This window comes from Halorussus ruber (genome assembly GCF_004765785.1).
Taxonomy (GTDB): domain Archaea; phylum Halobacteriota; class Halobacteria; order Halobacteriales; family Haladaptataceae; genus Halorussus; species Halorussus ruber.
Window position 1 is genome coordinate 303293 of record NZ_SBIT01000002.1, and the last position, 20921, is coordinate 324213.

At 61.3% G+C, this 20921-nt stretch carries 21 protein-coding genes and 1 tRNA gene; 13 read left to right on the plus strand and 9 right to left on the minus strand.

All coding sequences use genetic code 11. The features are described 5' to 3' along the window. The first annotated feature begins 14 nt into the window (after positions 1-14). Positions 15-623, plus strand: a complete 609-nt coding sequence (locus EPL01_RS08665) for a hypothetical protein (protein WP_135824864.1) — start codon at positions 15-17, stop codon at positions 621-623. A gap of 70 nt (positions 624-693) precedes the next feature. After that, positions 694-1557 carry a ribose-phosphate diphosphokinase gene (locus EPL01_RS08670; RefSeq protein ID WP_135824865.1) on the plus strand — a complete coding sequence of 288 codons (864 nt, stop codon included), beginning with the start codon at positions 694-696 and terminating at the stop codon, positions 1555-1557. A gap of 21 nt (positions 1558-1578) precedes the next feature. Here EPL01_RS08670 and ileS read toward each other — a convergent pair whose 3' ends face one another. After that, positions 1579-4821, minus strand: coding sequence for an isoleucine--tRNA ligase (ileS, locus tag EPL01_RS08675; protein WP_135824866.1), 3243 nt, complete (start codon positions 4819-4821; stop codon positions 1579-1581). A gap of 192 nt (positions 4822-5013) precedes the next feature. Between ileS and EPL01_RS08680 the strand changes: the two genes are divergently transcribed. The 4 genes from EPL01_RS08680 (at position 5014) to EPL01_RS08695 (ending at position 7728) form a co-directional block, all read left to right on the plus strand. Further along, on the plus strand, positions 5014-5415 hold the full coding sequence (locus EPL01_RS08680; RefSeq protein WP_135824867.1) for an Ig-like domain-containing protein: 402 nt from the start codon (positions 5014-5016) through the stop codon (positions 5413-5415). Between the two features lie 240 nt (positions 5416-5655). Continuing rightward, positions 5656-6288 (plus strand): hypothetical protein, encoded by a 633-nt coding sequence (locus tag EPL01_RS08685; RefSeq protein WP_135824868.1) that lies wholly within the window; start codon positions 5656-5658, stop codon positions 6286-6288. A 248-nt stretch (positions 6289-6536) separates the two neighbouring features. Then, entirely contained in the window at positions 6537-7049 is a 513-nt protein-coding gene (locus tag EPL01_RS08690) for a hypothetical protein (RefSeq protein ID WP_135824869.1), read from the plus strand. A gap of 247 nt (positions 7050-7296) precedes the next feature. Further along, entirely contained in the window at positions 7297-7728 is a 432-nt protein-coding gene (locus tag EPL01_RS08695) for an HIT family protein (protein WP_135824870.1), read from the plus strand. A 234-nt stretch (positions 7729-7962) separates the two neighbouring features. On the opposite strand, the gene EPL01_RS08700 is transcribed toward EPL01_RS08695, so the two are convergent. Both EPL01_RS08700 and EPL01_RS08705 read right to left on the minus strand, forming a co-directional pair. Then, on the minus strand, positions 7963-8961 hold the full coding sequence (locus EPL01_RS08700) for a cytochrome d ubiquinol oxidase subunit II (protein WP_135824871.1): 999 nt from the start codon (positions 8959-8961) through the stop codon (positions 7963-7965). Beyond that, entirely contained in the window at positions 8954-10384 is a 1431-nt protein-coding gene (locus tag EPL01_RS08705; RefSeq protein ID WP_135824872.1) for a cytochrome ubiquinol oxidase subunit I, read from the minus strand. Before EPL01_RS08705 ends, EPL01_RS08700 begins: the two co-directional genes overlap by 8 nt. Positions 10385-10617: 233 nt before the next feature. Between EPL01_RS08705 and EPL01_RS08710 the strand changes: the two genes are divergently transcribed. Further along, positions 10618-11028 (plus strand): DUF8146 domain-containing protein, encoded by a 411-nt coding sequence (locus EPL01_RS08710; RefSeq protein ID WP_135824873.1) that lies wholly within the window; start codon positions 10618-10620, stop codon positions 11026-11028. Between the two features lie 21 nt (positions 11029-11049). Here the strand turns inward: EPL01_RS08710 and EPL01_RS08715 are convergent, their stop codons facing one another. After that, a complete protein-coding gene (locus tag EPL01_RS08715) occupies positions 11050-11505 on the minus strand; it encodes a DUF5814 domain-containing protein (RefSeq protein ID WP_135824874.1) in 456 nt (151 codons plus the stop codon). Between the two features lie 175 nt (positions 11506-11680). Here EPL01_RS08715 and EPL01_RS08720 point away from each other — a divergent pair. Both EPL01_RS08720 and EPL01_RS08725 read left to right on the plus strand, forming a co-directional pair. Further along, positions 11681-11753, plus strand: a tRNA-His gene (locus EPL01_RS08720). A 171-nt stretch (positions 11754-11924) separates the two neighbouring features. After that, a complete protein-coding gene (locus EPL01_RS08725; RefSeq protein ID WP_135824875.1) occupies positions 11925-12683 on the plus strand; it encodes an HNH endonuclease in 759 nt (252 codons plus the stop codon). 303 nt (positions 12684-12986) lie between these two features. On the opposite strand, the gene EPL01_RS08730 is transcribed toward EPL01_RS08725, so the two are convergent. Continuing rightward, positions 12987-13667 (minus strand): SOS response-associated peptidase, encoded by a 681-nt coding sequence (locus EPL01_RS08730; RefSeq protein WP_135824876.1) that lies wholly within the window; start codon positions 13665-13667, stop codon positions 12987-12989. After that, complete coding sequence (locus EPL01_RS08735) at positions 13667-14854, minus strand: CBS domain-containing protein (RefSeq protein ID WP_135824877.1); 1188 nt, start codon at positions 14852-14854, stop codon at positions 13667-13669. The genes EPL01_RS08730 and EPL01_RS08735 overlap by 1 nt, the downstream gene beginning before the upstream one ends. Before the next feature lie 146 nt (positions 14855-15000). Here EPL01_RS08735 and EPL01_RS08740 point away from each other — a divergent pair, with 146 nt between their 5' ends. Continuing rightward, positions 15001-16212, plus strand: coding sequence for an RNA-guided endonuclease InsQ/TnpB family protein (locus tag EPL01_RS08740; RefSeq protein ID WP_135824878.1), 1212 nt, complete (start codon positions 15001-15003; stop codon positions 16210-16212). A 14-nt stretch (positions 16213-16226) separates the two neighbouring features. Here EPL01_RS08740 and EPL01_RS08745 read toward each other — a convergent pair whose 3' ends face one another. Then, a complete protein-coding gene (locus EPL01_RS08745; RefSeq protein ID WP_135824879.1) occupies positions 16227-16673 on the minus strand; it encodes a hypothetical protein in 447 nt (148 codons plus the stop codon). Between the two features lie 114 nt (positions 16674-16787). Beyond that, positions 16788-17240, minus strand: coding sequence for a helix-turn-helix domain-containing protein (locus tag EPL01_RS08750; protein WP_168215846.1), 453 nt, complete (start codon positions 17238-17240; stop codon positions 16788-16790). Between the two features lie 443 nt (positions 17241-17683). On the opposite strand from EPL01_RS08750, the gene EPL01_RS08755 reads away from it, so the two are divergent. Further along, positions 17684-18058, plus strand: coding sequence for a cupin domain-containing protein (locus tag EPL01_RS08755; RefSeq protein WP_135824881.1), 375 nt, complete (start codon positions 17684-17686; stop codon positions 18056-18058). An 11-nt stretch (positions 18059-18069) separates the two neighbouring features. On the opposite strand, the gene EPL01_RS21545 is transcribed toward EPL01_RS08755, so the two are convergent. Beyond that, positions 18070-18246, minus strand: a complete 177-nt coding sequence (locus EPL01_RS21545; protein WP_168215847.1) for a hypothetical protein — start codon at positions 18244-18246, stop codon at positions 18070-18072. 216 nt (positions 18247-18462) lie between these two features. Here EPL01_RS21545 and EPL01_RS08760 point away from each other — a divergent pair, with 216 nt between their 5' ends. Beyond that, complete coding sequence (locus tag EPL01_RS08760) at positions 18463-20517, plus strand: DEAD/DEAH box helicase (RefSeq protein WP_135824882.1); 2055 nt, start codon at positions 18463-18465, stop codon at positions 20515-20517. Positions 20518-20612: 95 nt separating this feature from the next. Beyond that, positions 20613-20909 (plus strand): HalOD1 output domain-containing protein, encoded by a 297-nt coding sequence (locus EPL01_RS08765; RefSeq protein WP_135824883.1) that lies wholly within the window; start codon positions 20613-20615, stop codon positions 20907-20909. Positions 20910-20921: the final 12 nt, after the last annotated feature.

Here is a 20921-nt window from a genome sequence, read left to right on the forward strand (position 1 = left end):
AGAGAGGAATGTCGGTGCCGAGCATCACAGTCGGTGACACGGGCGGATTGATTAGCCTCGCAATTCCTGTGGTCGCCCCCGAGTACCACCACGGAGACAACGTCGAACCGTTCGGACTGTTCTTGACCAACTACGACGTGACCATCCCGCAGACGATTTTTGACGAACTGTACGGTCTTGCGAGCGAGGCAGACGAAACGCTTCTCGGGAACGGCGAATCACCGCCAAAACCGGATTCAGACCGACTCGTCGCCGCTGCCGCAGCGGTCGTGACCAAAGCAGAAGGAAACGGATACGAAGTACGAGAACCGTACGCTGGCGAGGAGGGCCACGACGACCCACCAGATTGGGATTTAGATGGTGGTGAAACCGCGGCAATCGTGCAAGCGAATGGCATTGAGGCCGACGCGATGGTCAGCGACGACTTCAAGAGCAAAACCGCAATTCTCCGGCGACTAAACGAGACCACCGAGTGGCTCTCGTCGTTCGACGTGTTAGTCGAAATGAGCGAAGGCGGATTGGTCTCCAAGCGAGAGGGGCAAGCGGTCGCAGAAGTCATCGTCAACGCTCGAAACTGGGAAGAACAGCCATACGTGCAGAAGACAATCTTGAGACGGCTCTGATTCAGGCGAGAACGGAACCCCGAGAACACAATTGAAAACCGATTTACCCGCCGACGTACACCCCTCGCGTATGATTATCAGCGGGTCCGCCTCGCAGGCCCTCGCGGCCGAACTGGCCGCCGAACTGGACGAACCACTCGCAAGCGTCGAGTACGAGCGATTCCCCGACGGCGAACTGCTGGCGGCCGCGCCCGGATTCGCCGCCGAGGAGGCCGACGCCGAGCGCGCAATCGTGGTCGCCTCGACCGTCTCCTCGGACGCCCACGTCGAACTGCTCCAACTGCAGGACGCCGCCCGCGAGTGGGGTGCCGAAGAAGTCGTCACGGTCCTCCCCTACATGGGCTACGCCCGCCAAGACGAGGCCTTCGAGGAGGGCCACCCCATCTCGGCCCGCGCGGTCGCTCGGGCCATCTCGTCGGGGACCGACCGCGTGCTGACGGTCAACCCCCACGAGAACGCGGTCTGCGACTTCTTCGACGTGCCCGCCGAGCCAATCGACGCCGCGGGGCGGCTCGCGGACCCGCTTCCCGCCGACCTGACCGACCCCGTCTTCCTCTCGCCCGACGAGGGCGCGCTCGACATCGCCGCGACGGTCCGCGACGCCTACGGCGCGGGCGACACCGACTACTTCGAGAAGCAGCGCCTCTCGGGCACCGAGGTCGAACTCACCCCGAGCGACACCGACGTAGAAGGACGGGACGTGGTCGTGACCGACGACATCATCGCCACCGGCTCGACCATGTCCGGCGCGGTCGAGATTCTGGCCGAGAAGGGCGCGAGCAACGTCTACGTCACCTGCGTCCACCCGATGCTGGCCGCCGACGCCTACACGAAGCTCTCGAAGGCGGGCGTCGAGTCGATCTGCGGGACCGACACCATCGAGCGACCGGTGAGCGAGGTCTCTGTCGCGCCCGTGATTGCCGAAGAAATTTAAGACGAGCCGCGGTTTTCCGTTCTACGCTTCTGCTTCCGCCAGCGCCGCGACCGCAATCTCCATCTCGACGCCTTCGACGTCCCACGTCTTGCGGTGGCCGTCCTCGACGTCACCGACCTCGTCGGCGCGGACCTCCTCTTTCACGAGGTCCATGCGCTCTTCCACGAGGCCAGCGACTCGGTCGTCGGCCACGTCGAGGTCGAGGCGGATGCGCTCCTCGATGTCTAAGTCCATCTCCTTGCGCATCTCCTGGACGCGGCGGATGACCTCGCGGGCGTAGCCCTCGCTCTCGATGTCCTCGGTGAGTTCGGTATCGACGTAGACGACGCCGCGCTGGTCGCCGTCGGTGTCGAAGCCGACGCCCGTGACGCCCTCGGGGGTCTGGGTGACGAACTCGACCATCTCCTCGGTCAGGTCCACGTCCATGCCGGTGTCCTCGGCGACCGCGTTTTCGAGCGCGGGGAGCGTCGGCTCCGAGATGCTGGCGTCGTTGAGCGCCTGCATGACGCGACCGGCGTCGTCGCCGAACTCGGGCCCGAGGAGGCTCATGTCGGCCTCGGCGGAGTAGTGGAGTTCGCCCCAGTTCTCGCCGGGCGCGACGAGCTGGATTTCGCGGGCGTTGAGGCGGTCGGCCAGTAGGTCGCGGTGGCGCTCGACCGCTTCGACCGTGCGCTCGTCGTCAGCGTTGACCACGACGCGCGTGACCGGCCAGCGGAGTTTGCGCTCGGCCTGCTGGCGGGCGTTCGACCCGGCCTCCTCGATGGCCCGGAGCAGGCTCACGTCGGTTTCGAGTTGGGCGTCCTGCCAGTACTCGTCGACCTCGGGCCAGTCGAGCATGTGGACCGTGTCGTAGCCCTCGTCGCCGGTGAGCGCGCCGTAAATCTCCTCGGTGACGAAGGGCGCGTAGGGTGCCAGCAGGGCGACGACCGTCGAGAGGACCTCGTAGAAGGTGGCGTAGGCCGCCAGTTTGCTCGCGCTGTCCTCCTCTTCCCACATTCGCTCGCGGACGACCTGAATGTAGAACCGCGAGACGTCTTCGACCACGAAGTTCAGGAGGACGTCGAGCGCCTTGTCCTGTCGGTAGTCCTCCCAGTGGTCGGTCATCTCGCCGACGACCGACTGGAGGCGCGCGAGGACCCACTCGTCCACGAGTTCGAGGTTCTCGTCCACGTCGTCCAGCGTGGTCTCGTCGGGGTCGAACCCGTCGAGGCGCATGTAGGGAAGCGGGAACCGGAAGACGTTCCAGAGGATGTTGAGGTCCCGCTGCATCTCGCCGGTCTCGTCGTACGAGAAGCGCATGTCCTCGCCCTGCGGGTTCGACGAGAGGAGGAACATCCGCATCGGGTCCGTGCCGTACTCGTCGATGACCTCGTTGGGGTCCACGAGGATGCCCTTGGACTTGGACATGCCGCGACCGTCGGGCATGTTGGCGTAACCGTGCATCAGAACCTCCTCGTAGGGAATCTCGCCGACGGCGGCGGTGCCCATGCCGAGTTGCGACCAGAACCACCCGCGGGTCTGGTCGTGGGCCTCCATGATGAGGTCGGCGGGCCAGAGTTCGTCGAACCTGTCGTCGTTCTCGGGGTAGTCGAGGGTGCCCCACGAGGCGACCGACGAGTCCAGCCACACGTCGAACACGTCGGGGACGCGGGTGTAGGTCGTGCCCTCGTCGGTGATGGTGAGGTCGTCCACGGTGCCCTTGTGGAGGTCCACGTCCTCGGGGTCTACGTCTTGGTCCACCTTCTCGGCCAACTCCTCGCGGGTACCGACCACGATTACGTCGTCCATGTTTCCGGACCAGTCTTCAGGGGTCCAGATGGGGATGGGGATGCCCCAGTAGCGCTGTCGGGAGACGTTCCAGTCGGGGGCCTCCTCAACGAAGTCGCGGAACCGATTATCACGTGCCCATTCAGGGTGCCACTCGCTGTCCTCGATGTTGTCCAACAGTTGGTCTTTCACGTCGGTGATGGTGATGAACCACTGGTCGGTGACGATTTGGATGATGCCGGTGCCACACCGCCAGCAGTGGCCGTAGCTGTGGTGGGTCGTGCCCGAAGAGAGCATCAGGTCCTTGTCTTCGAGGTCGGCGATGATGTCGTCGTCCGCGTCCTTGACGAACTGTCCGGCGTACTCCCCGGCGGAGTCGTCGTAGACGCCGTCGCCGCCGACCGGACAGAAGATGTCCAGACCCAGCTCGGTGCCGCGCTCGAAGTCCTCTTCGCCGTGGCCGGGCGCGGAGTGGACCAGCCCGGTGCGGTCCACTTCCACGTAGTCGGCGGTGTAGACCTGTAGCGCGTCCTCGCCGTCGGCGTGGTCGGGGACCTCCTCGTGGAGGGGGTGGTCGTACTTCCAGCCGACCATCTCCTCGCCGGTGAACTCGCCTTCGACTTCGTAGTCGTCGTAGCGACCCTTCTTCAGGACCTCTTCGATACAGCCGTCTGCGAGGTAGAGGACTTCCTCCTCGCCGTCTTTGGTGGCGCGGACCTGCTGGTAGGTTACGTCGCCATCCACTGCGACGAAGGTGTTGGCGGGGATGGTCCACGGGGTCGTCGTCCAGATGACGAGGTAGCCCTCGCGGTCCCGCAGGGGGAACTTGACGTAGATGGAGGGGTCGGAGACGTCCTCGTACTCGACCTCGTTGTTGGCGATGGCGGTCTCACACCGGGGACACTGGGAGATGGAGCGCTGGCCCTGCTCGACCAGCCCCTTCTGGTGGGCCTGCTCGAAGCCCCACCACGCGGCCTCCATGTACTCGGGGTTGACCGTCTTGTAGGGGTTGTCCCAGTCCATCCAGACGCCGAAGGACTTGAAGTCCGACTGGAGGCCCTCCAGTTGGTCCTCGGCGAACTCCTTGCACTCCTCGATGAAGTTCTCCTCGCCGAACTCCTCGATGTCCTTCTTGTTCTCGAAGCCGAGTTGCTCCTCGACTTTGGTCTCGATGGGCAGGCCGTGCATGTCGTAGCCCGGCCTGTCGGTCACGTCGTATCCCTGCATCCGGAGGTAGCGGATGTAGGCGTCTTTCAAGGTCTTGTTCCACGTCGTGCCCATGTGGGCCGCGCCGGAGGTGTACGGCGGCCCGTCCACGAAGAAGAACGTCTCCTCGTCGGCGCGATGTTCCACGGTCTTCTCGTAGGCGTCTACCTCGTCCCAGTAGTCGAACACCCGGTCTTCGACCGCGTCGGGGTCGTACTGGTCTTCGACTTCGCCGAACCGCGTTCGGCTGCTCGACGAGCTTTGGTCGTCGGTGTCCTCGAACCTGCTCATACCTGTTCTGTTCGCCTACGGAGTTAAATTGGGTTCGGTTGTGCAGTTGGGTCTGTAATTGGCGTGGTTCTTGTAACGATTGCTTGGAGATTCGTATTGTAATTTCCCATAACATATAAATTTATTATTATTTTAGAGACAGCTATGTATTATATCGAAACAGCTTTTTTCTACAATTGTTTCCCACGCTATATGACCTCAGAAGAGAGGTTGCTGACCCGACGTCGTGTACTCGCAACGTCAGCTATGACTACTTCATCAGTAGTCGCCGGTTGTTTCTCTCCACAGATGGGAGGAACAGTCAGCGAGATTAGCATATATAATGCCACGAACAGCGAAATAAAGGTTCTCCTTAGAGTATATCGGATAGAAGACGAGCAGAGCCTCATAGACGACACGTTCAGGCTCGCCCCCGGGAATAGTCGAGAATACGAACAACCATTTAGTGAAGATGGGCGGAAACGACTTGAAATAGTCGTCAATGAAAACCGGCGCGCGTCCCACGAGTGGGACGCACGTGCGAAACAGGACAGTACAGGTGTCGATATAACTATCCAACAAGACCAGATTGATATCGACGAAGTGAGCCGCTGATCGAATTTCCATTCCTTATCAGCAGTTATTTTAAGTAGTCTTTACTGCCCTCGAAGACTGAATCTCATAGATTCTTATGCTAGTGCGAGATTTTGTATAATTAAATAACAATTTTATAGACATATATTTATACTTTCAGAATTAGAAAATTATAAGTTTTGGAGTTTAGTTTTCGCTAATTGCATGGTTAGTTACAGTCTGCAATCGTCACGGGGCGATCCAATAGCGGCGGAGAATCGAATGTCCATCTACCAGTACCCGAACAGGTACTTCGACGAGGGTGAAATCGATGGTGCAATGCTGACCGCGCTTGAGAATGCGTGTGACCAACTATACGACAACGGAGTTATCGGGTACTACGAAATATCGAAGACGGGTGAGAACCCACAACTAGGACACGATGGAAGTACCTCAGGGTGTGACGGATACGGACTACTCGATAAGTTCGAAGAGTGGCTGAAACCGAAGAACCCACCAGTCGGGTCGCATCTCCTCGTGACCGAGTATATTTCGTACGGTTGTGGGAATCTCGGGAACAACGGTGCGACACCCTTCAACGGAAATTGGCAGGCCTGTGTAATGGGGACCGAACTGGCCAAAGAGTTTTGGAAGAATGGCGGAATTCACGAAGTCCACCATAACTTCCTCGACAACGGCGTAATCTCCGACAGCTACATCGAGGATTCACAACACGACCTCGGAAAACTCTACTGTGGCGGAGTCAACGATACGTCGCCGATGTGTACGAGCTATGAAAACAAACATGGAGACCACGGGAGTTGCTCTGACAGTTGCTCCTTCGAGCAGGCATATAATACGACGCTCAGCAATTGTACAGTTGATGCGATGGATCAAACGGCTACCTATTACTAAAGATGAGTGAAAAAAATTCGTCTAACGTTCACCGACGTAGCGTTCTCAAATCGGCCGGTGCAGTTGCAGGATTTGGTCTTGCCAGTAGTGTGGTGGAAGCGTCGTCTCACGGGTCGGTACAATTTAGCGAACTACGTATCGGTCACGACGTTACCGTTCCATCGAACGACGAATACTACTACCCGTTTTCACACTTTGACGAGTTCGGACGCACGTACGTCGTTGATCAAGACCAGTCTACGCTCTACGTGAACGAAGAATACGCAGTTGAAGACCTTCGAGTCGTGAAAAATAACGACTCAGCAGTGGCCAATTCGGGCTTTAGTTCCTTGCCGGCGAAACATGGTCAGTGTCAAAACTCGGGCCTCGCAACGAAAGTTCTGGACGATTATCGTGTTACCGAGCGTCTCGCTATCAAAGAGGGATACAACGAACCCAAAATAGCGATAACTGAGCAAAATGGTGATATTACCGCAGATATTAGTGGTAAGAAGGCTTCAATTCGAGCGGGAAAGGAAAAGAAGGTTACGCTCTCTCCACAACAGGTTAGCGTTGAAGCCTACAAAACCGTCGAGAAGAACCCCGAAGACGTAACTATCGCAGGGGGAGAAGAATGGCAAGAACCGTGGCGGAAGCCGAAACAGCGGGAGTACAAAATTAAAACGGTTACAGTCACTCCCGAGGTCCATATCCGTAATCACGGCGAAGTTGAAGTCGTAGGAGTAAGCTCAAAGGCACCAAAGCACAACCCGAATAAGTAGTGCCCAGGTAGAAGCCTCTCCGCTACGCTTTCTTTCAGTAAGTTCAAAAGAGGTTCGAAGAGTAGAGAGACGGGTCGAATACAGTACGTTCAGGCGATGGCTGTTCCCTCGGCGAAAGAATCGTTGTAAGTCGACATCTTCGAGGTCTAGTGCAGGCACATCGTACGACCGTTGTGCGAGCCTCCGTCCAAGTAAGGTGAAGCCTCAAACTTCTTACGCCGCGCGGTCAAACACACCCATCAGAGCCATGAGCGACGACGACTGCATCTTCTGTCAGATAGTGGACGGCAACATCCCGAGTCGCAAAGTCTTCGAGGACGACACCGCGATGGCCTTCCTCGACGCGAATCCGCTCGCGCCGGGCCACACGCTCGTCATCCCGAAGGACCACTACGAGACCCTCGAGGAGACCCCCGAGGACGTGGCCGCCCACGTCTTCGGCGCGCTCCACCGCCTGAACACCGCGGTCGAACACGCCGTGGACGCCGACGGGACCAACGTCGCGTTCAACAACGGCGAGGCCGCCGGACAGGAGGTACCCCACCTCCACGGCCACATCATCCCGCGGTTCGACGGCGACGGCGGCAACCCCATCCACGCCGTGGCGGGCGAGCGCCCGGACCTCACCGACGAGGAGTTGGACGAAATCGCCGAGGAGATTCACACCCAGCGCGACTGAGGCGAACAGCCAGATACAGCGATTTTGCCGTGATTGCGAGTGGAGAGAGTTAGGTTTCGAGAGGCCTTGCGCTCGGAATCGGAGGAAGAGTCGGGACAGCAACGTCCTCGAAAGCCCTCGCGCGGTTCGCGGTCGCCGAACCCATCTGGCCGTTCAGCCACTAAGCAACCTTTACCCACATTTAGAAAACATTATTATATATTAAAGAACCAAATACAGTGCTTAGTCTGTCTCTCAGTACGACTCTCCCACCTCGATGGGACCGCTGAACGCCGAATAGAGGACGGCGAAGTAGGTCAGCACCAGCGGAATCAACAGCGCGGCCCCGATGGTCAGCAACTCGACCGCGGGCGCGCCGATGATGGCCTCCTCGGCGGTCAGCCCCGTCATCGGTTCGATGGTGGGGTAGAGCAGGACCGCGACGAGCGCGATGAACGCGCCAGTCATGCCGCCCGAGGTCCCGAGCGCGACGTAGGGGTGGCCGCCGCGGGCCGCGAGGAGGTATCCGACGCCGAGGAGGACCGACCCGACGACCAGCGCGAGTGGTGCGGGCGCGAGGAGCGCGTCCCGAATCGCCGGGCGGAGCGCGAGCAGGCCGAGGACGACCACGACCAGCGCGAGGTAGGCCACCGTGGCGCGAATCCCGTAGTCGGGCATCTCCTCGCGGAGCGGGCCGGTGGTCTTCAGTCGGAGGAAGGCCGCGCCCGAGGCGACGTTGAGCGCGACGAGCGCGAGGCCCGCCACCACCGAGACGAGCGCGATGCCCTCGATGCCGAGCAACCAGTTCGCGGCGAAGACGCCCAGCAGGAAGGGCGCGCCGACGCTCCCGACCACGAAGGCCCGGCCCCACCACGTCTGCCAGCCCTCGTCCTCGCGCTGTTCGTACATCTCGGGGGCGAGACCCCGGAGGATGAGCGCCCCGAGGACGCCGAACAGCAGCAGGTAGTGGCGACTGAACAGGGTGGCGTACACCGGCGGGAAGGCCGCGAACAGCGCCCCGCCGAAGACCACCAGCCAGACCTCGTTGCCGTCCCAGAACGGGCCGATGGCGGCGAGGCACTGCTCGCGCTCGTGGTGGTCCTCGCGCAGGGCGAAGATGACCCCCACGCCGAAGTCCCACCCGTCGAGGAACAGGAAGATGGCGAGGAAGGCGAACACGACGACGAACCAGAAGTCCGAGAGCGGAATCCCGAACCAGACCGTTTCGAGGGGAAGCGGAGCGACCTCAGTCATCGTCACCCGCCCCGGTCGGTGCCGGACTCGGCGCTTGGTCGCGCTCGGCCTCCTCGCGCTCGGCCGGGCCGCGTCGGACCAGTCGCCCGATGATGTAGGTGTACAGCGACAGCAGGACGAGGTAGCCCCCGACGAATCCCGCCAGCGTCAGGGTGGCCTCCGCGCCAGTCAGGCCGGGCGAGACGCCCTCGGTGGTCTTCATCACGCCCTGAATCACCCACGGTTGCCTGCCGACCTCGGTGACTATCCACCCCAACTCGACGCCGACGATGCCCAGCACCGACGAGGCCATCAGCGCCTTGTGGAGCAGGCGGTCCTCGTAGAGTTCGCCGGACCACCAGCGATAGCCCGCCCAGAACGCCAGCAGCATGAACCAGAATCCGAGCGCCACCATCGCCCGGAACGACCAGAAGACGATGGCGACCGGGGGCGAGCCTTCGAACTCGTTCAGGCCGGTAATCTCGGCCTGCGGATTTCCGCCCGAGGCCAGCCACGAGGCCCCGCCCGGAATCCCGATGCCGAAGATTTCCTTCGCGCGCGGGTTCAGCAGGTCGTCGATGCTGGTCGGGAAGGCGAAGATGTACTCGGGGACGTAGCTGTCGGTCTCCCAGACCGCCTCCATCGCGGCGAACTTCTGTGGCTGGGTCTCGAAGACGTGCCGAGCGTAGGCGTCGCCGTGCAGGACTTGCAGGGGCGCGGAGATGATGAGCGCCACGAGCGCAATCTTCAGGGTCGCGCGCCAGAACCGGTCGTCGAGGTTCCCCCCGTCCACCACGCCGAGGTGGTGGCGTCGATAGACGTGATAGGCCGCGACACCGGCCATGAACAGCGCGACCGAGAGGACCGCGGCGTTCTGCATGTGGACGAACATCCACGGGAACCGCGGGTTGGCGTAGGCCGCGATGGGGTCGGTCAGCAGGATGGTCAGCTGGCCGCTCTCGCGGGCGACTTCGAACCCGCGGGGCGTCTGCATCCACGAGTTCGCCACGAGAATCCAGACCGCCGACAGCCACGTGCCGAGGCCGACCATCAGCGACGACACGAAGTAGAGTTTGTCGCCCACGCGCTCTCTGCCGAAGACGAAGATGCCGAGGAAGGTCGCCTCCAGCATGAACGCCATCATCCCCTCGACCGCGAGGGGACCGCCGAAGAGTTCGCCCGCCGCGGTCGAGAACGCCGCGAAGTTGGTGCCGAACTCGAACTCCAACACCAGCCCCGTCACCGTCCCGACCGCGAAGCTCACCGCGAAAATCTTCGTCCAGAACCGACGCAGACGCTCGTAGAGGGGCGCGCCGGTCCGGATGTCTTTCCACGTGAAGTAGACGAGGAAGGGCGCGAGTCCCATGCTCATCACGGGGAAGATGATGTGGACGATGGTCGTCACCGCGAACTGGAGTCGACTCGCAGTCGCCGGGTCTACCATCGTTTCACCGCCCGCTTCGGTCGCTCATCGCCGGGGGTCGCTCGTTCGGAGACTTTCACACTCCCCACTAGCATTTCCACCCCCAAGAAGCGATTCCCCATTCTCGGCCGAACAGAATCGGGGTCGAACTCAAGTTCTTCGAGTCCCTAGGGGTGGAGCTATCGACCCGGCCACCGAAACCGCCCCGCGTCTGACGAAGCATTAAGTAGTCTCGGGCGCGACGTGTCACAAAGATGGGCAACAAGAACAAGACGATTTCCTTCCGCGTCAGCGAGGACTCCTTCGAGACGCTCCGGGAAATCGCCGAGGAGCGCGACCTCTCGCTCTCGGCAGTCTTCCGCGACTACGTGGACATGCTGGTCGCCCACGACGGCCGAGTCAAAGTCGTCCCCGAGAGCGAGTTCGGCGAGGATGCCGAGACCGACGAGTTCCCGCCCAAGGTCGAGGTTCCCAAGAGCTTCGTCCGCGAACACGAGCGACTCGAACTGGAGGCAGATCACCTCCGCGAGCAGTTGCAGGAGTACAAGCAGTACGTCAACCGCCTCAAAGAGCAGATGGACGACGAGGAGGACGTGGAGGACGTCGTCCATCTGGAGGAGTTAGACGACGAGTTGGAGTCCGACGAGACGTATCGCCTCGGGTAATCGTTCTCGCGGTATCTCCAACTATCCAGACAGGTTTCGCTTCTTCCGCCGGGCGTCCTCGGCCATCTCGCTGTCGCCTTCCACGTCGGCCAGCTCCTCGACCGCTTCGAGGGTCCGGACCGAGTTGTCGAGGAAAGAGAGGATGTCGCCGGGATAGGCGTAGACCATGTAGTCGTCGGTCATCACGTCCACGATGGTGTCGGGACCCATCCCCTGCTCGCGGAGTTCCAGCAGGTAGCGCATGAACTTCTCCTCGGCGCATCCGCAGTAGGGGTTCGACTGGCAGTCGCAGTCGAGGAAGTCCTCGGCGAAGTCCAGCACGCGCTCTTGGGTCGTGTCGTCCAGTTGGGCGAGGTTGTTCCCCTGAAACAGCATGTCGAGGGTCGCCCCTTTGAACGCTCCCTTGGGGATGTTGGTCTCCAACTGAGAGCCGATTTGGCGGTGGTTCTTGACGTAGATTTTGTCGGTGACGGCCACGCTTGGGCGTTGGTTGGGCGCTAGCGCTGAAAAGCGTGTCGTCACCCAAGGCCGTCTGACTCGCCCGCCATCCCTCGGGAACCCCTCTGTTTCCATTGGAGTCTGTCACCCCATCCCAGTATCGCACAGAGTCGTAACGTATTTTAATTCGCAGGCCACTACGTCTACATGCGTGTCCGGGTTGGGGTAGTGGACTATCCTTCAGCCTTGTGGAGGCTGAGACGCGGGTTCGATTCTCGCACCTGGACTCATAAATTTTATCACACATTTTGTGATTCTGTCTTTCTGTTTTCATCAGTCGTTTCTAGAAACTACTATGTAGTCCTAATAGCTATATCAACTATATAGTCGTGGAAAGCAGTTGTCCGACGTGCGATGACGAATTCGAAACGAGGCGAGGACTAGGAGTTCACCACAGTATGGCTCACGATGAACGCCTACCGAACCGAGAGTGTAAGAACTGCGGTGAGGAGTTCTACTGTGAGTACCAAAAGAAGTACTGTTCCGATTCCTGCCGGAATGAGTGTCTCTCGTCTGAGGGACCGTCGGCACGAAACGACGAGAGTAAGACTCAACTGACCGATTGCGAGTTCTGCGAAGTCCAGTTCGAGTATTATCCATCGGCAAAGAAAGGGCTATACTGCCCCACCTGCGTCGAAGAACGCGACTGGCGAACAACCCCTGATGTCAATGGAGCTGATAATCCTCGATGGAGTGGTGGAAAAGTCGAGTTTGAGTGCGAGGTCTGCACCGAAACCGTCGAACGCTATCCGAGCGAAGTGACTGGTGAAGTAACCGTCTGTGGTGAGGAGTGCCGAGCGAAGTGGCTCTCTGAGTCGTTTGCTGGCTCTGGCCATCCGAACTGGGAGGGTGGCGACAACGGTTCCTACGGACGTGGTTGGAATTCCGCTCGGCAGACAGCTCTGGAGCGCGACGACTACGAATGCGTGATTTGTTCGAAATCTAAAGGAGAGATTGGTCGGAACCCGGATGTGCATCACATCGTTCCGGTTCGAGCGTTTGCCGAGTCTGAGAATCACTCGAAGACGGACGCTCACTACCTCGACAACCTGATCTCGCTCTGTATCGGTTGTCATCGGAAGGCCGATTTTGGAAAACTGTCAAGGTCGGAACTTCGGTCACACGTCGAATCTCGCCCTACTCCACCGCTTCAGTAACTTGCTAACCCGTTTTTAGCCACCTCCTTCCGGCGGGAACACGGCCCATAACAAAGTCCGAATCCGACCATTGAATGAAATGCGCCCGACGGCTCGGGCGCAGAGCGTGCAAGCATGCGGCCACTCCCGGCGATGCCGGAGGCGCTGGTGGCGGGCTGGCCTCCCGCCGTCGTGTCACCAACCCTCCCGCGAAAGTTCTCGTCCCGGCGGCCGCGAACTCTCGCTATCTCTCTTCCGGTTTTTGCGACGCCTGCGGTCTCTCGACTGCGGTACTCGGTTCTTTCTCCTGATTTCTGCGACGAGTCAAAACTCGTCCAGTCCCGTCTGTACGTCCTCCTCGGCCGGGACCTCCTCGATGAGGCTCGGCGAGTCGTTTCCGGGGTCGTTGACCGCCGAGGAGACCGGGTAGGCGCGCATCTCCGCTGACGGATAGGGGTCGAGAACGTCGGCGAGCGCGTCGGGGTCGGACTCTCGGAGCCAATACCGTTCCTCCTCGGAGTCCAGCATCACCGGCATCCGGTGGTGAATCGGCTCGACAACGTCGTTCGGCTCGGTCGTGACGATGGTGAACGTCGCGTTTCGGTTGTCGGTTTCCGGCTCCCACAGCCCTGCGAAGGCGAACGGTTCCCGGTCGACGCGCTCGATTCGGTAGGGCTGTTTGCCGGTCGGGGTCGGCTTCCAGTCGTAGAAACCATCCGCGAGGACCAGGCATCGACGTTCGGCGAACGCCTCGCGGAAGCTCGGCTTCTCGCCCAGCGTCTCGGCGCGGGCGTTGATGTGGCCCGAGGAGGGCGAGTCGTCGGCCCACTGGGGCACCAGTCCCCACGTCGGGAACTGGACGGCGTCGAGGGCGTCGTTGCGGATTACGGGATGTTCCTGTCCCGGCGAGACGTTGTACCGGGGTTCGAGGGTTCGGCTGGGTTCGGCGTCGAATCGCTCGGCGACCTCCTCGGGCGGCGCGAACAGCGAGGTCCTCCCGCACATTATCGGGAGGGCTGTTCGGTCTCTTGAACCGGCTGTTCGGTCGGCGTGACGCGGTCGGCCCGGCCGCTCTTCTGGATGATGTTGAAGGCGGTCATCAGGTCGGTCCGGGAGACGAGTCCCGCGAGTTCGCCGTCGGCGTCGATGACCAGCAGGCGACCGATGCCGTGTTGCTGTATCTTCTCGAACGCGGTCATCGCGTCGTCGGAGGCCGGAATCGTCTTCAGGTCGCGGGACATCACGTCGCCGACCGTGTAGGCGTCGCGCTCGACTTCCGGAACCTGCCGGGCGTCGTCCAGCGTGACCATGCCGACGAGTTCGCCGTTCTCCACGACCGGGTAGCCCGTGTGGCGCTGGCGGAACATCGTCTCCATCAGGTCGGCGATGGAGGTCTCGGGCGTGACGGTGTTCAGGTCTTCGACCGAGGTCATCACGTCGCGGACGCGAACGTCCCGAAACGCCGCGTTCATCACGGTCTGCTGGGCCTCGCTGGTCGCACCGATGTAGATGAAGAAGGCGATACCGATCATGATGAGGTTGCCGCCGAACAGGCCGAGGAGGCCGAGCAGGATGGCGAACAGCTTGCCGACCTCGGCGGCGGTCTGGGTGGCGTCCGAGAACGGCCGGTTGCGTGCCAGAAGCGCCCGGAGGACTCGCCCGCCGTCCATCGGGAAGCCCGGCAGGAGGTTGAACACCGCGAGCGTGAAGTTCATCAGCGCGAGGTAGCCGAACAGGAATCTGACGGTCGGAAGCCCAGTGGGAACGACGAAGAGCGCGAGATACGAGATGACGCCGAGCGCGATGCTGACCGCGGGACCGGCGATGGCGATAGCGAACTCCTGCTTCCAGTCCTCGGGTTGCTCGGTGAGTTGGGCGATGCCGCCGAAAATCCAGAGCGTGATGGAGTCGATTGGGAAGCCGAATCGCATCGCAACGAGCGAGTGGCCGAGTTCGTGGAGGACGACCCCGACGAACAGGCCGATGGCGGCGAGCGCGCCGAGTACCCACTCCAGGTTCCCGGCGGTGAGCGCCGCGCGGTCCAAGTTCGTACTCCAGAGCAGATTCAGGTTGTCGACCCAGATGCCGACCTGCGACCCGATTAGCCACGCGAACACCGGCAGGATGAGCAGGAACGTCAGGTCGAGTTTGATCGGAATCCCGAACGCCCGCCCGACCGTGAAACTTCTCATACGTATGCGTAGCCGTGGCAGAGTCTTAACAGTAGGGTCGCGCGAGGGTCCGGTCGATACTTCTGCCAATTCGACAACCAGATCGACTTAGCCTTTGCGGCCAAGCCAAAGTATTCAAGAGGCCCCCTGAGACACAGACGTACAACGTGGCAGACACCGAATATTGCAGACGAACGGCAGTCACCGGACTTTCCGTGTCTCCGACGGACGCCACACGGCTTCGTGAGTTGGTCGAGGAGTGGAAGCGCGGGTGCCAACTCGCGGTCAACGAGGCGTGGGGTGTCTGTCACACGAGGAGCGAAGTCCAACAGTTAGCGTACGACCGCCTGCGAGAAGAGACCGACCTCGGGAGCCAGCACGCGGTGCTGGCGACCCACCGCGCGGCCGAGGCAATCAAGCGCGCTCGGGACGGCGAGGGGTCCAAGCCCCAGTTCACGAGTCCGACAGTCGCGTTCGACACCCGGACGATGACGGTGTTCGACGACCGGACGGTGAGTCTCACCACGACCGGCGAGCGCGTCCGGTGTGACCTCAAACTCCCCGACGACGGCGGCTACCAGTCCCAATATCTCGACGACGAGGAGTGGGAACCCGCCAAGAGTACCCTCCACTACCGCGACGGGGAGTTCACCTTCCATCTGGGCTTTCGGACGCCGAGTCCGGACATCGACCTCCCGACCGAGGGCGCGACGGTGCTGGGCGTCGATTTAGGCGTCGAGAACCTCGCGGTCACCAGCACGGCCGAGTTCTTCCCCGGCGGCGAGTTGACCCACCGCCGCGAGGAGTTCGAGGCCCTCCGGACTGACCTCGAAGCGACCGGCACCCGGAGCGCCGCCCGGACCCTCCGACAGGCGGGCAACCGCCTCGACCGCTTCGTCCGCCAGCGCCTCCACGAGGTCGCCAACGACATCGTGGCCGAGGCCGTCGAGTACGACTGCGAACTCGTCGCGTTCGGCGAACTGAGCGAGGCCGCCGAACTCCTGCCCGAGGCCACCGCTTACCACGAGTGGCTGTTCGACCGCCTGCTCTCGTTCGTGGAGTACCGCGCCGCCGAGCGGGACATCGCGGTCGTGGAAGTAAATCCGGAGTACACCAGCCAGCGGTGCATGGAGTGCGGCTTCACCCATCCGCAGAACCGGAATCTGGACGAGAGCCAGTTCGAGTGCCTCAAATGCGAGGCCTCGGCCCACGACGACTACAACGCCGCGAAGAACATCGCCTTCCGGTGCGTGCGGCGCGGGCCGCTGTCGTCGCGGGGACTGGGCGCGTCGGCGTGTGCCCTTCAGTCGGGTCTCGTGACGCCTGACGACGGGTTTACGCCGTATGCGGAGCTTTCGGAAGCTCCTCGGTCGGATTAGAAACTAACCCCAGGTCAACGCCGATTGGCAATTGGCCCGGGAAGATACGTTATCGCCTCGTCGGCAATCATCTCTACGAACCACCCAGCCAGCTTTCCGATGTACGGGTCGTCGATGATATCGTACGTCGGCGGCGCGACGATGTGTGCGTGCGAGAGGGGATAGACGCACCACGGAGAGACGTAGGAGTCCTTCGGGATACCTCCTCGTACCCAGTGTTTCTCTTTCAAAGGGTGGGAGACGAGCCAATCAGTCGTCGTCATCCCGGCTACGAGATACTGTTTCGGATAGAACGGATGGCCGCTGTCCGAGAGAATCACGCATGGGCGGGGCTTGACGTCGTCCCGCTCGATTTCCACCGGCCCGTTTTCAGTGTCGAGAGCTTCCTTCGCCCGTTTCATCGGCCAAAATGGCTCGATACTCCAGACGACATCTCCTCGCTCGTATCTACGTACCGTCATCAGTCTCGTCACAAACTATGAAATTTGACTATAAGAAGATAGCACAAGTGAAAGCAATGAAAAACGTTTCGGCAAATCGTACGATAGATGGCCTTCGGCTTCTGTAGAGGAGTATCAAGTCCGCCCTGTGTTAGACCGATTTGAACCGTCATCTGGGTATTCACGTGCCGAGGCCGCAGACTGCTCAGTATTTTGGCCCTCCGGATATTCTGCGGCAGCGTCAGCCCATTCCTCCGCTTCCTCTTCGTCCTCGATGAAAGGGGTTTCGTCGTCAAACCCTGCCTTTGCAGACTGTAGGGTACCAACCTTCTCGGCTAGCTCCTCCAATTTCTCCTCGTCTTCCGTGAGCGCCCAGTAGTTACCTCGATGTTCGACGAAGCCTCGGTTCTTCAACCGTGAGAGGTTCGTGCTGACAGTGTTCGGGTTCCTGTCGATGGCGTCAGCAATCTCCTGACGCGTGAACGCTAAGTCGTCGTGGTCCGCGAGATGCTTGATAATCGCCTCGGCCGTCGAATACTCCGTCTCAGATGCCTCCGAGGCATCGAATTCATCACGAGAGATAGGCATGGCTCTATCTTGTAAGCCTGTAAGGTGTACTCTACGAAAAGTGTACTGGTGAAAATCACGCCGGGGCCAACTCGCACGCTGTATTAGGTCTTTGCCGTCAGCACGCAATTTGTGTTTATTTCGGGTCACTTGAGTAGCGGTTTGTGAGATATTCGGCAACATCTCCCGGAACTGGTCAGAGGTAGTTTCAACCTTGAACATAGGCGTCCCCGCCCCGCAACCGCACCTCGTCCTCCCCAACCTCCTGCGGTCCTCGGCTTCGCCTGCGGTCCTCGTCCCTCGCACGCGAGGCGCGACGCCTCGGCGTCGCGCCCACGCGCGCCGACCGCAGGAAATTCAATAGTGGGTTAAAAGACAATATAACAATTCTTAAACAATCATTTTTATTTCCCTACCCCGCTCGCTGACGCAACTTTTTACGACTCCCGCGCGTACCACCGCGCATGAGTCAGCAACCGAAGCCTCTGATTCGCCGGAGCGACGAAATCGAATACGAAGACGTCGGCGCGGCCGACGGCCTGCGCAAGGGCGTCCTCATCGACGAGAGTCGCGGCGCGCCCAACTTCGCCATCCGCCGGTTCGAACTCGACGCCGGCGCGGAGGTCCCCGAACACACCAACGAGGTCGAACACGAACAGTACGTCCTCTCGGGCGAGTACACCGTCGGCATCGACGACGAGGAGTACACCGTCGGCGAAGGCGATTCGCTCCTCATTCCCGCTGGCGTCGTCCACTGGTATCGCAACGAGAGCGACGAACCGGGTGCGTTCATCTGCGCCGTGCCGAACGGCGACGACGAGATAGAACTGGTAGAATAGGAAGTCGGTCGCTACTCGTACTCCGGTAGCGAGACGAGGGCCTGAATGTCAGCGGAAATCCACGCGTCGGCGGCCGACTGGTCCTGCATTCGGACCGTCGGCTTGCCTCCCGCGTCGTCCTCCTCGATTTCAAGCGTCACTTGTTCGTCGAACCGCTCGGGTAACCGCTTGTTGTGTCTCCCCCTCATACTTGGTCGTTCTGTGCGCACTCGCCGCTTACCACGAGAGGGTCTTTGTTATTTGCCGGTTGCCGTACGGGTATTGGCGGAATAACGCTCTGAGGCGTCCGTTATCCCGAGCTTAACGCCCGGTATGGGTACCTTTCCTCGCTGCGACCGGCGACTTGCTGGCGGCGAATCCTCGGTTCCGAACCGCTCAAATACCGCGAGCTATTACCCGTGAACGTGTCGAAGCAGGTCCCGCAGGTGGACGCGCTGTTCCTCCACGAGTCGTCCGGCGATTACGTCGCGGTCGTGAATCGGGACGGCGAGCGCGTCTTCCGAGCCAAACTCGAACTTCAGGAGACGAACGCCGGGCCGCGACCCGGCAGGTTCCGCGTCAAGCGCGGCACGAGCGAGGAGCCTCGAAGCCCCGACCAGTTCGTGGAAATCGCGCGCAGAGCCGACCGCATCCGCATCTCCCAGCAGACCTCCCGCGAGGGCCGCGAGGAGCTACAGGAGATGCTCGACGCCTACCAACTCGACTCGAAGGTGGTCCGAACCTGTCGGTTCTGCGCGTCGAGCGGCCACTACACGCCCATCACGAGCGAGACCGCAGTCGATGCGGGCGACGAACACATCTGCCCCGACTGCGCCAAAGAGGAGTTGGAGCGCCAACTCGCCTTCGAGGGCGATTTGACCAGCGCCGCCAAGGGCCGACTCGAAGACCTGCTCCTCGAAGTGCAGGACTTAGAGCGCATCACGAACCTGCTCAAGGGGCAACTCGACCCCGACCTCACCAAGTTCGACGAGATCAGCGCCAACGTCGAGGACGTCGAGAACATCCGGGTCGATTCGCTGAACCTCCATCCCGGAATCCAGAACCTGCTGGAACCCCGGTTCGAGGAGCTACTGCCGGTCCAGAGCCTCGCGGTCCAGAACGGCCTCCTCGACGGCGAGGACCAGTTGGTCGTGAGCGCCACCGCGACCGGGAAGACGCTGGTCGGCGAGATGACCGGCATCGACCGCGTGCTGAACGGGCAGGGCAAGATGCTGTTTCTCGTCCCGCTCGTCGCGCTCGCCAACCAAAAGCACGAGGACTTCAAAGACGAGTACGGCGACCTCGTGGACGTGACGATTCGGGTCGGTGCGAGCCGAGTCCGGGACGACGGCCACGCCTTCGACCCCAGCGCCGACGTCATCGTCGGCACCTACGAGGGCATCGACCACGCGCTCCGGACCGGCCGGGACTTGGGCGACATCGGGACCGTCGTCATCGACGAGGTCCACACGCTCAAGGAGCAAGACCGAGGCCACCGCCTCGACGGTCTCATCGCGCGACTCAAACACTACTGCGAACAGCGAGCGAGTCGCCGCGAGGAGTACGGCGGTGCCCAGTGGGTCTACCTCTCGGCGACGGTGGGCAATCCCTCCGACCTCGCGCAGTCGCTCGAAGCCAACCTCGTGGAGTTCGAGGAGCGCCCGGTCCCGCTCGAACGTCACGTCACCTTCGCCGACGGCCAAGAGAAACCGGACATCGAGAACAAACTGGTCAAGCGCGAGTACGACACCAAGTCCTCGCAGGGCTATCGCGGCCAGACCATCATCTTCACCAACTCCCGGCGTCGGTGTCACGAGATTTCCCGCCAACTGGAGTACAGTTCTGCGCCCTACCACGCCGGTCTGGACTACGGCCGCCGGAAGAAGGTAGAGCGAATGTTCGCCGACCAGGACCTCGCGGCGGTCGTCACGACTGCGGCGCTCGCAGCGGGCGTGGACTTCCCGGCCTCGCAGGTCATCTTCGACACGCTCGCCATGGGCATCGAGTGGCTCTCCGTACAGGAGTTCCACCAGATGCTCGGGCGGGCGGGTCGCCCCGACTACCACGACCGGGGGAAGGTCTACGTCCTCGTGGAACCCGACGCGGCCTACCACAACAGCATGGAGATGAGCGAGGACGAAGTTGCGTTCAAGCTCCTGAAAGACGAGATGGAGGACGTCCAGACCCTCTACGACGAGAGCGCCGCGGTCGAGGAGACCCTCGCCAACATCACGGTCGCGGGCAAGGGGGCCAAGCGCCTCGGCGACCGGATGATCGGCGAGATTCCGACCAAGCACGCGCTCGGCAGACTGCTGGAGTACGGCTTCATCGAGGGGCTGGAACCGACCGACCTCGGCCGGGTCGTCACCAGTCACTTCCTCGCGCCCGACGAGGCGTTCAAGATTCTCGACGGGATTCGCAAGGAGAAACATCCCTACGAAATCGTCGCCGAGCTAGAGCTTCACGGCGAACAAGAGTAGTCCGACAACCGCCGACAGCCTTCGAATCGCTTTTTGCGAGCGTCTGACGCTCGTCTGCCGGACTTTGATATGGAAGTCTAGCAAATACAGTATCAATGTCAACGGTGGAAAGCAAGAAATCGCGTGGGAGTTCGATTCCGGCTCACGAGGCTCATCACGACCCCGAGGGGAGCGGGGCCGTCAGCGAGACCGTCATCGAGGCCGTCGCCGCCGCCGAGGGTGCGGACCCGACCGACTGCGACCTCGGGTTCTACGGTGCAGTAGACTTAGAAGCCCTCGACACGCTGTTCGAGCGCCGGTCGTGCGAAGGCCACTGGCGCTTCGAGTTCGCCGTCGAGGACTGGGTAGTCGTCGTCGAAGGCGACGGGACCGTCACGGTCTGTGAGAACTGACTGATTCGTCGG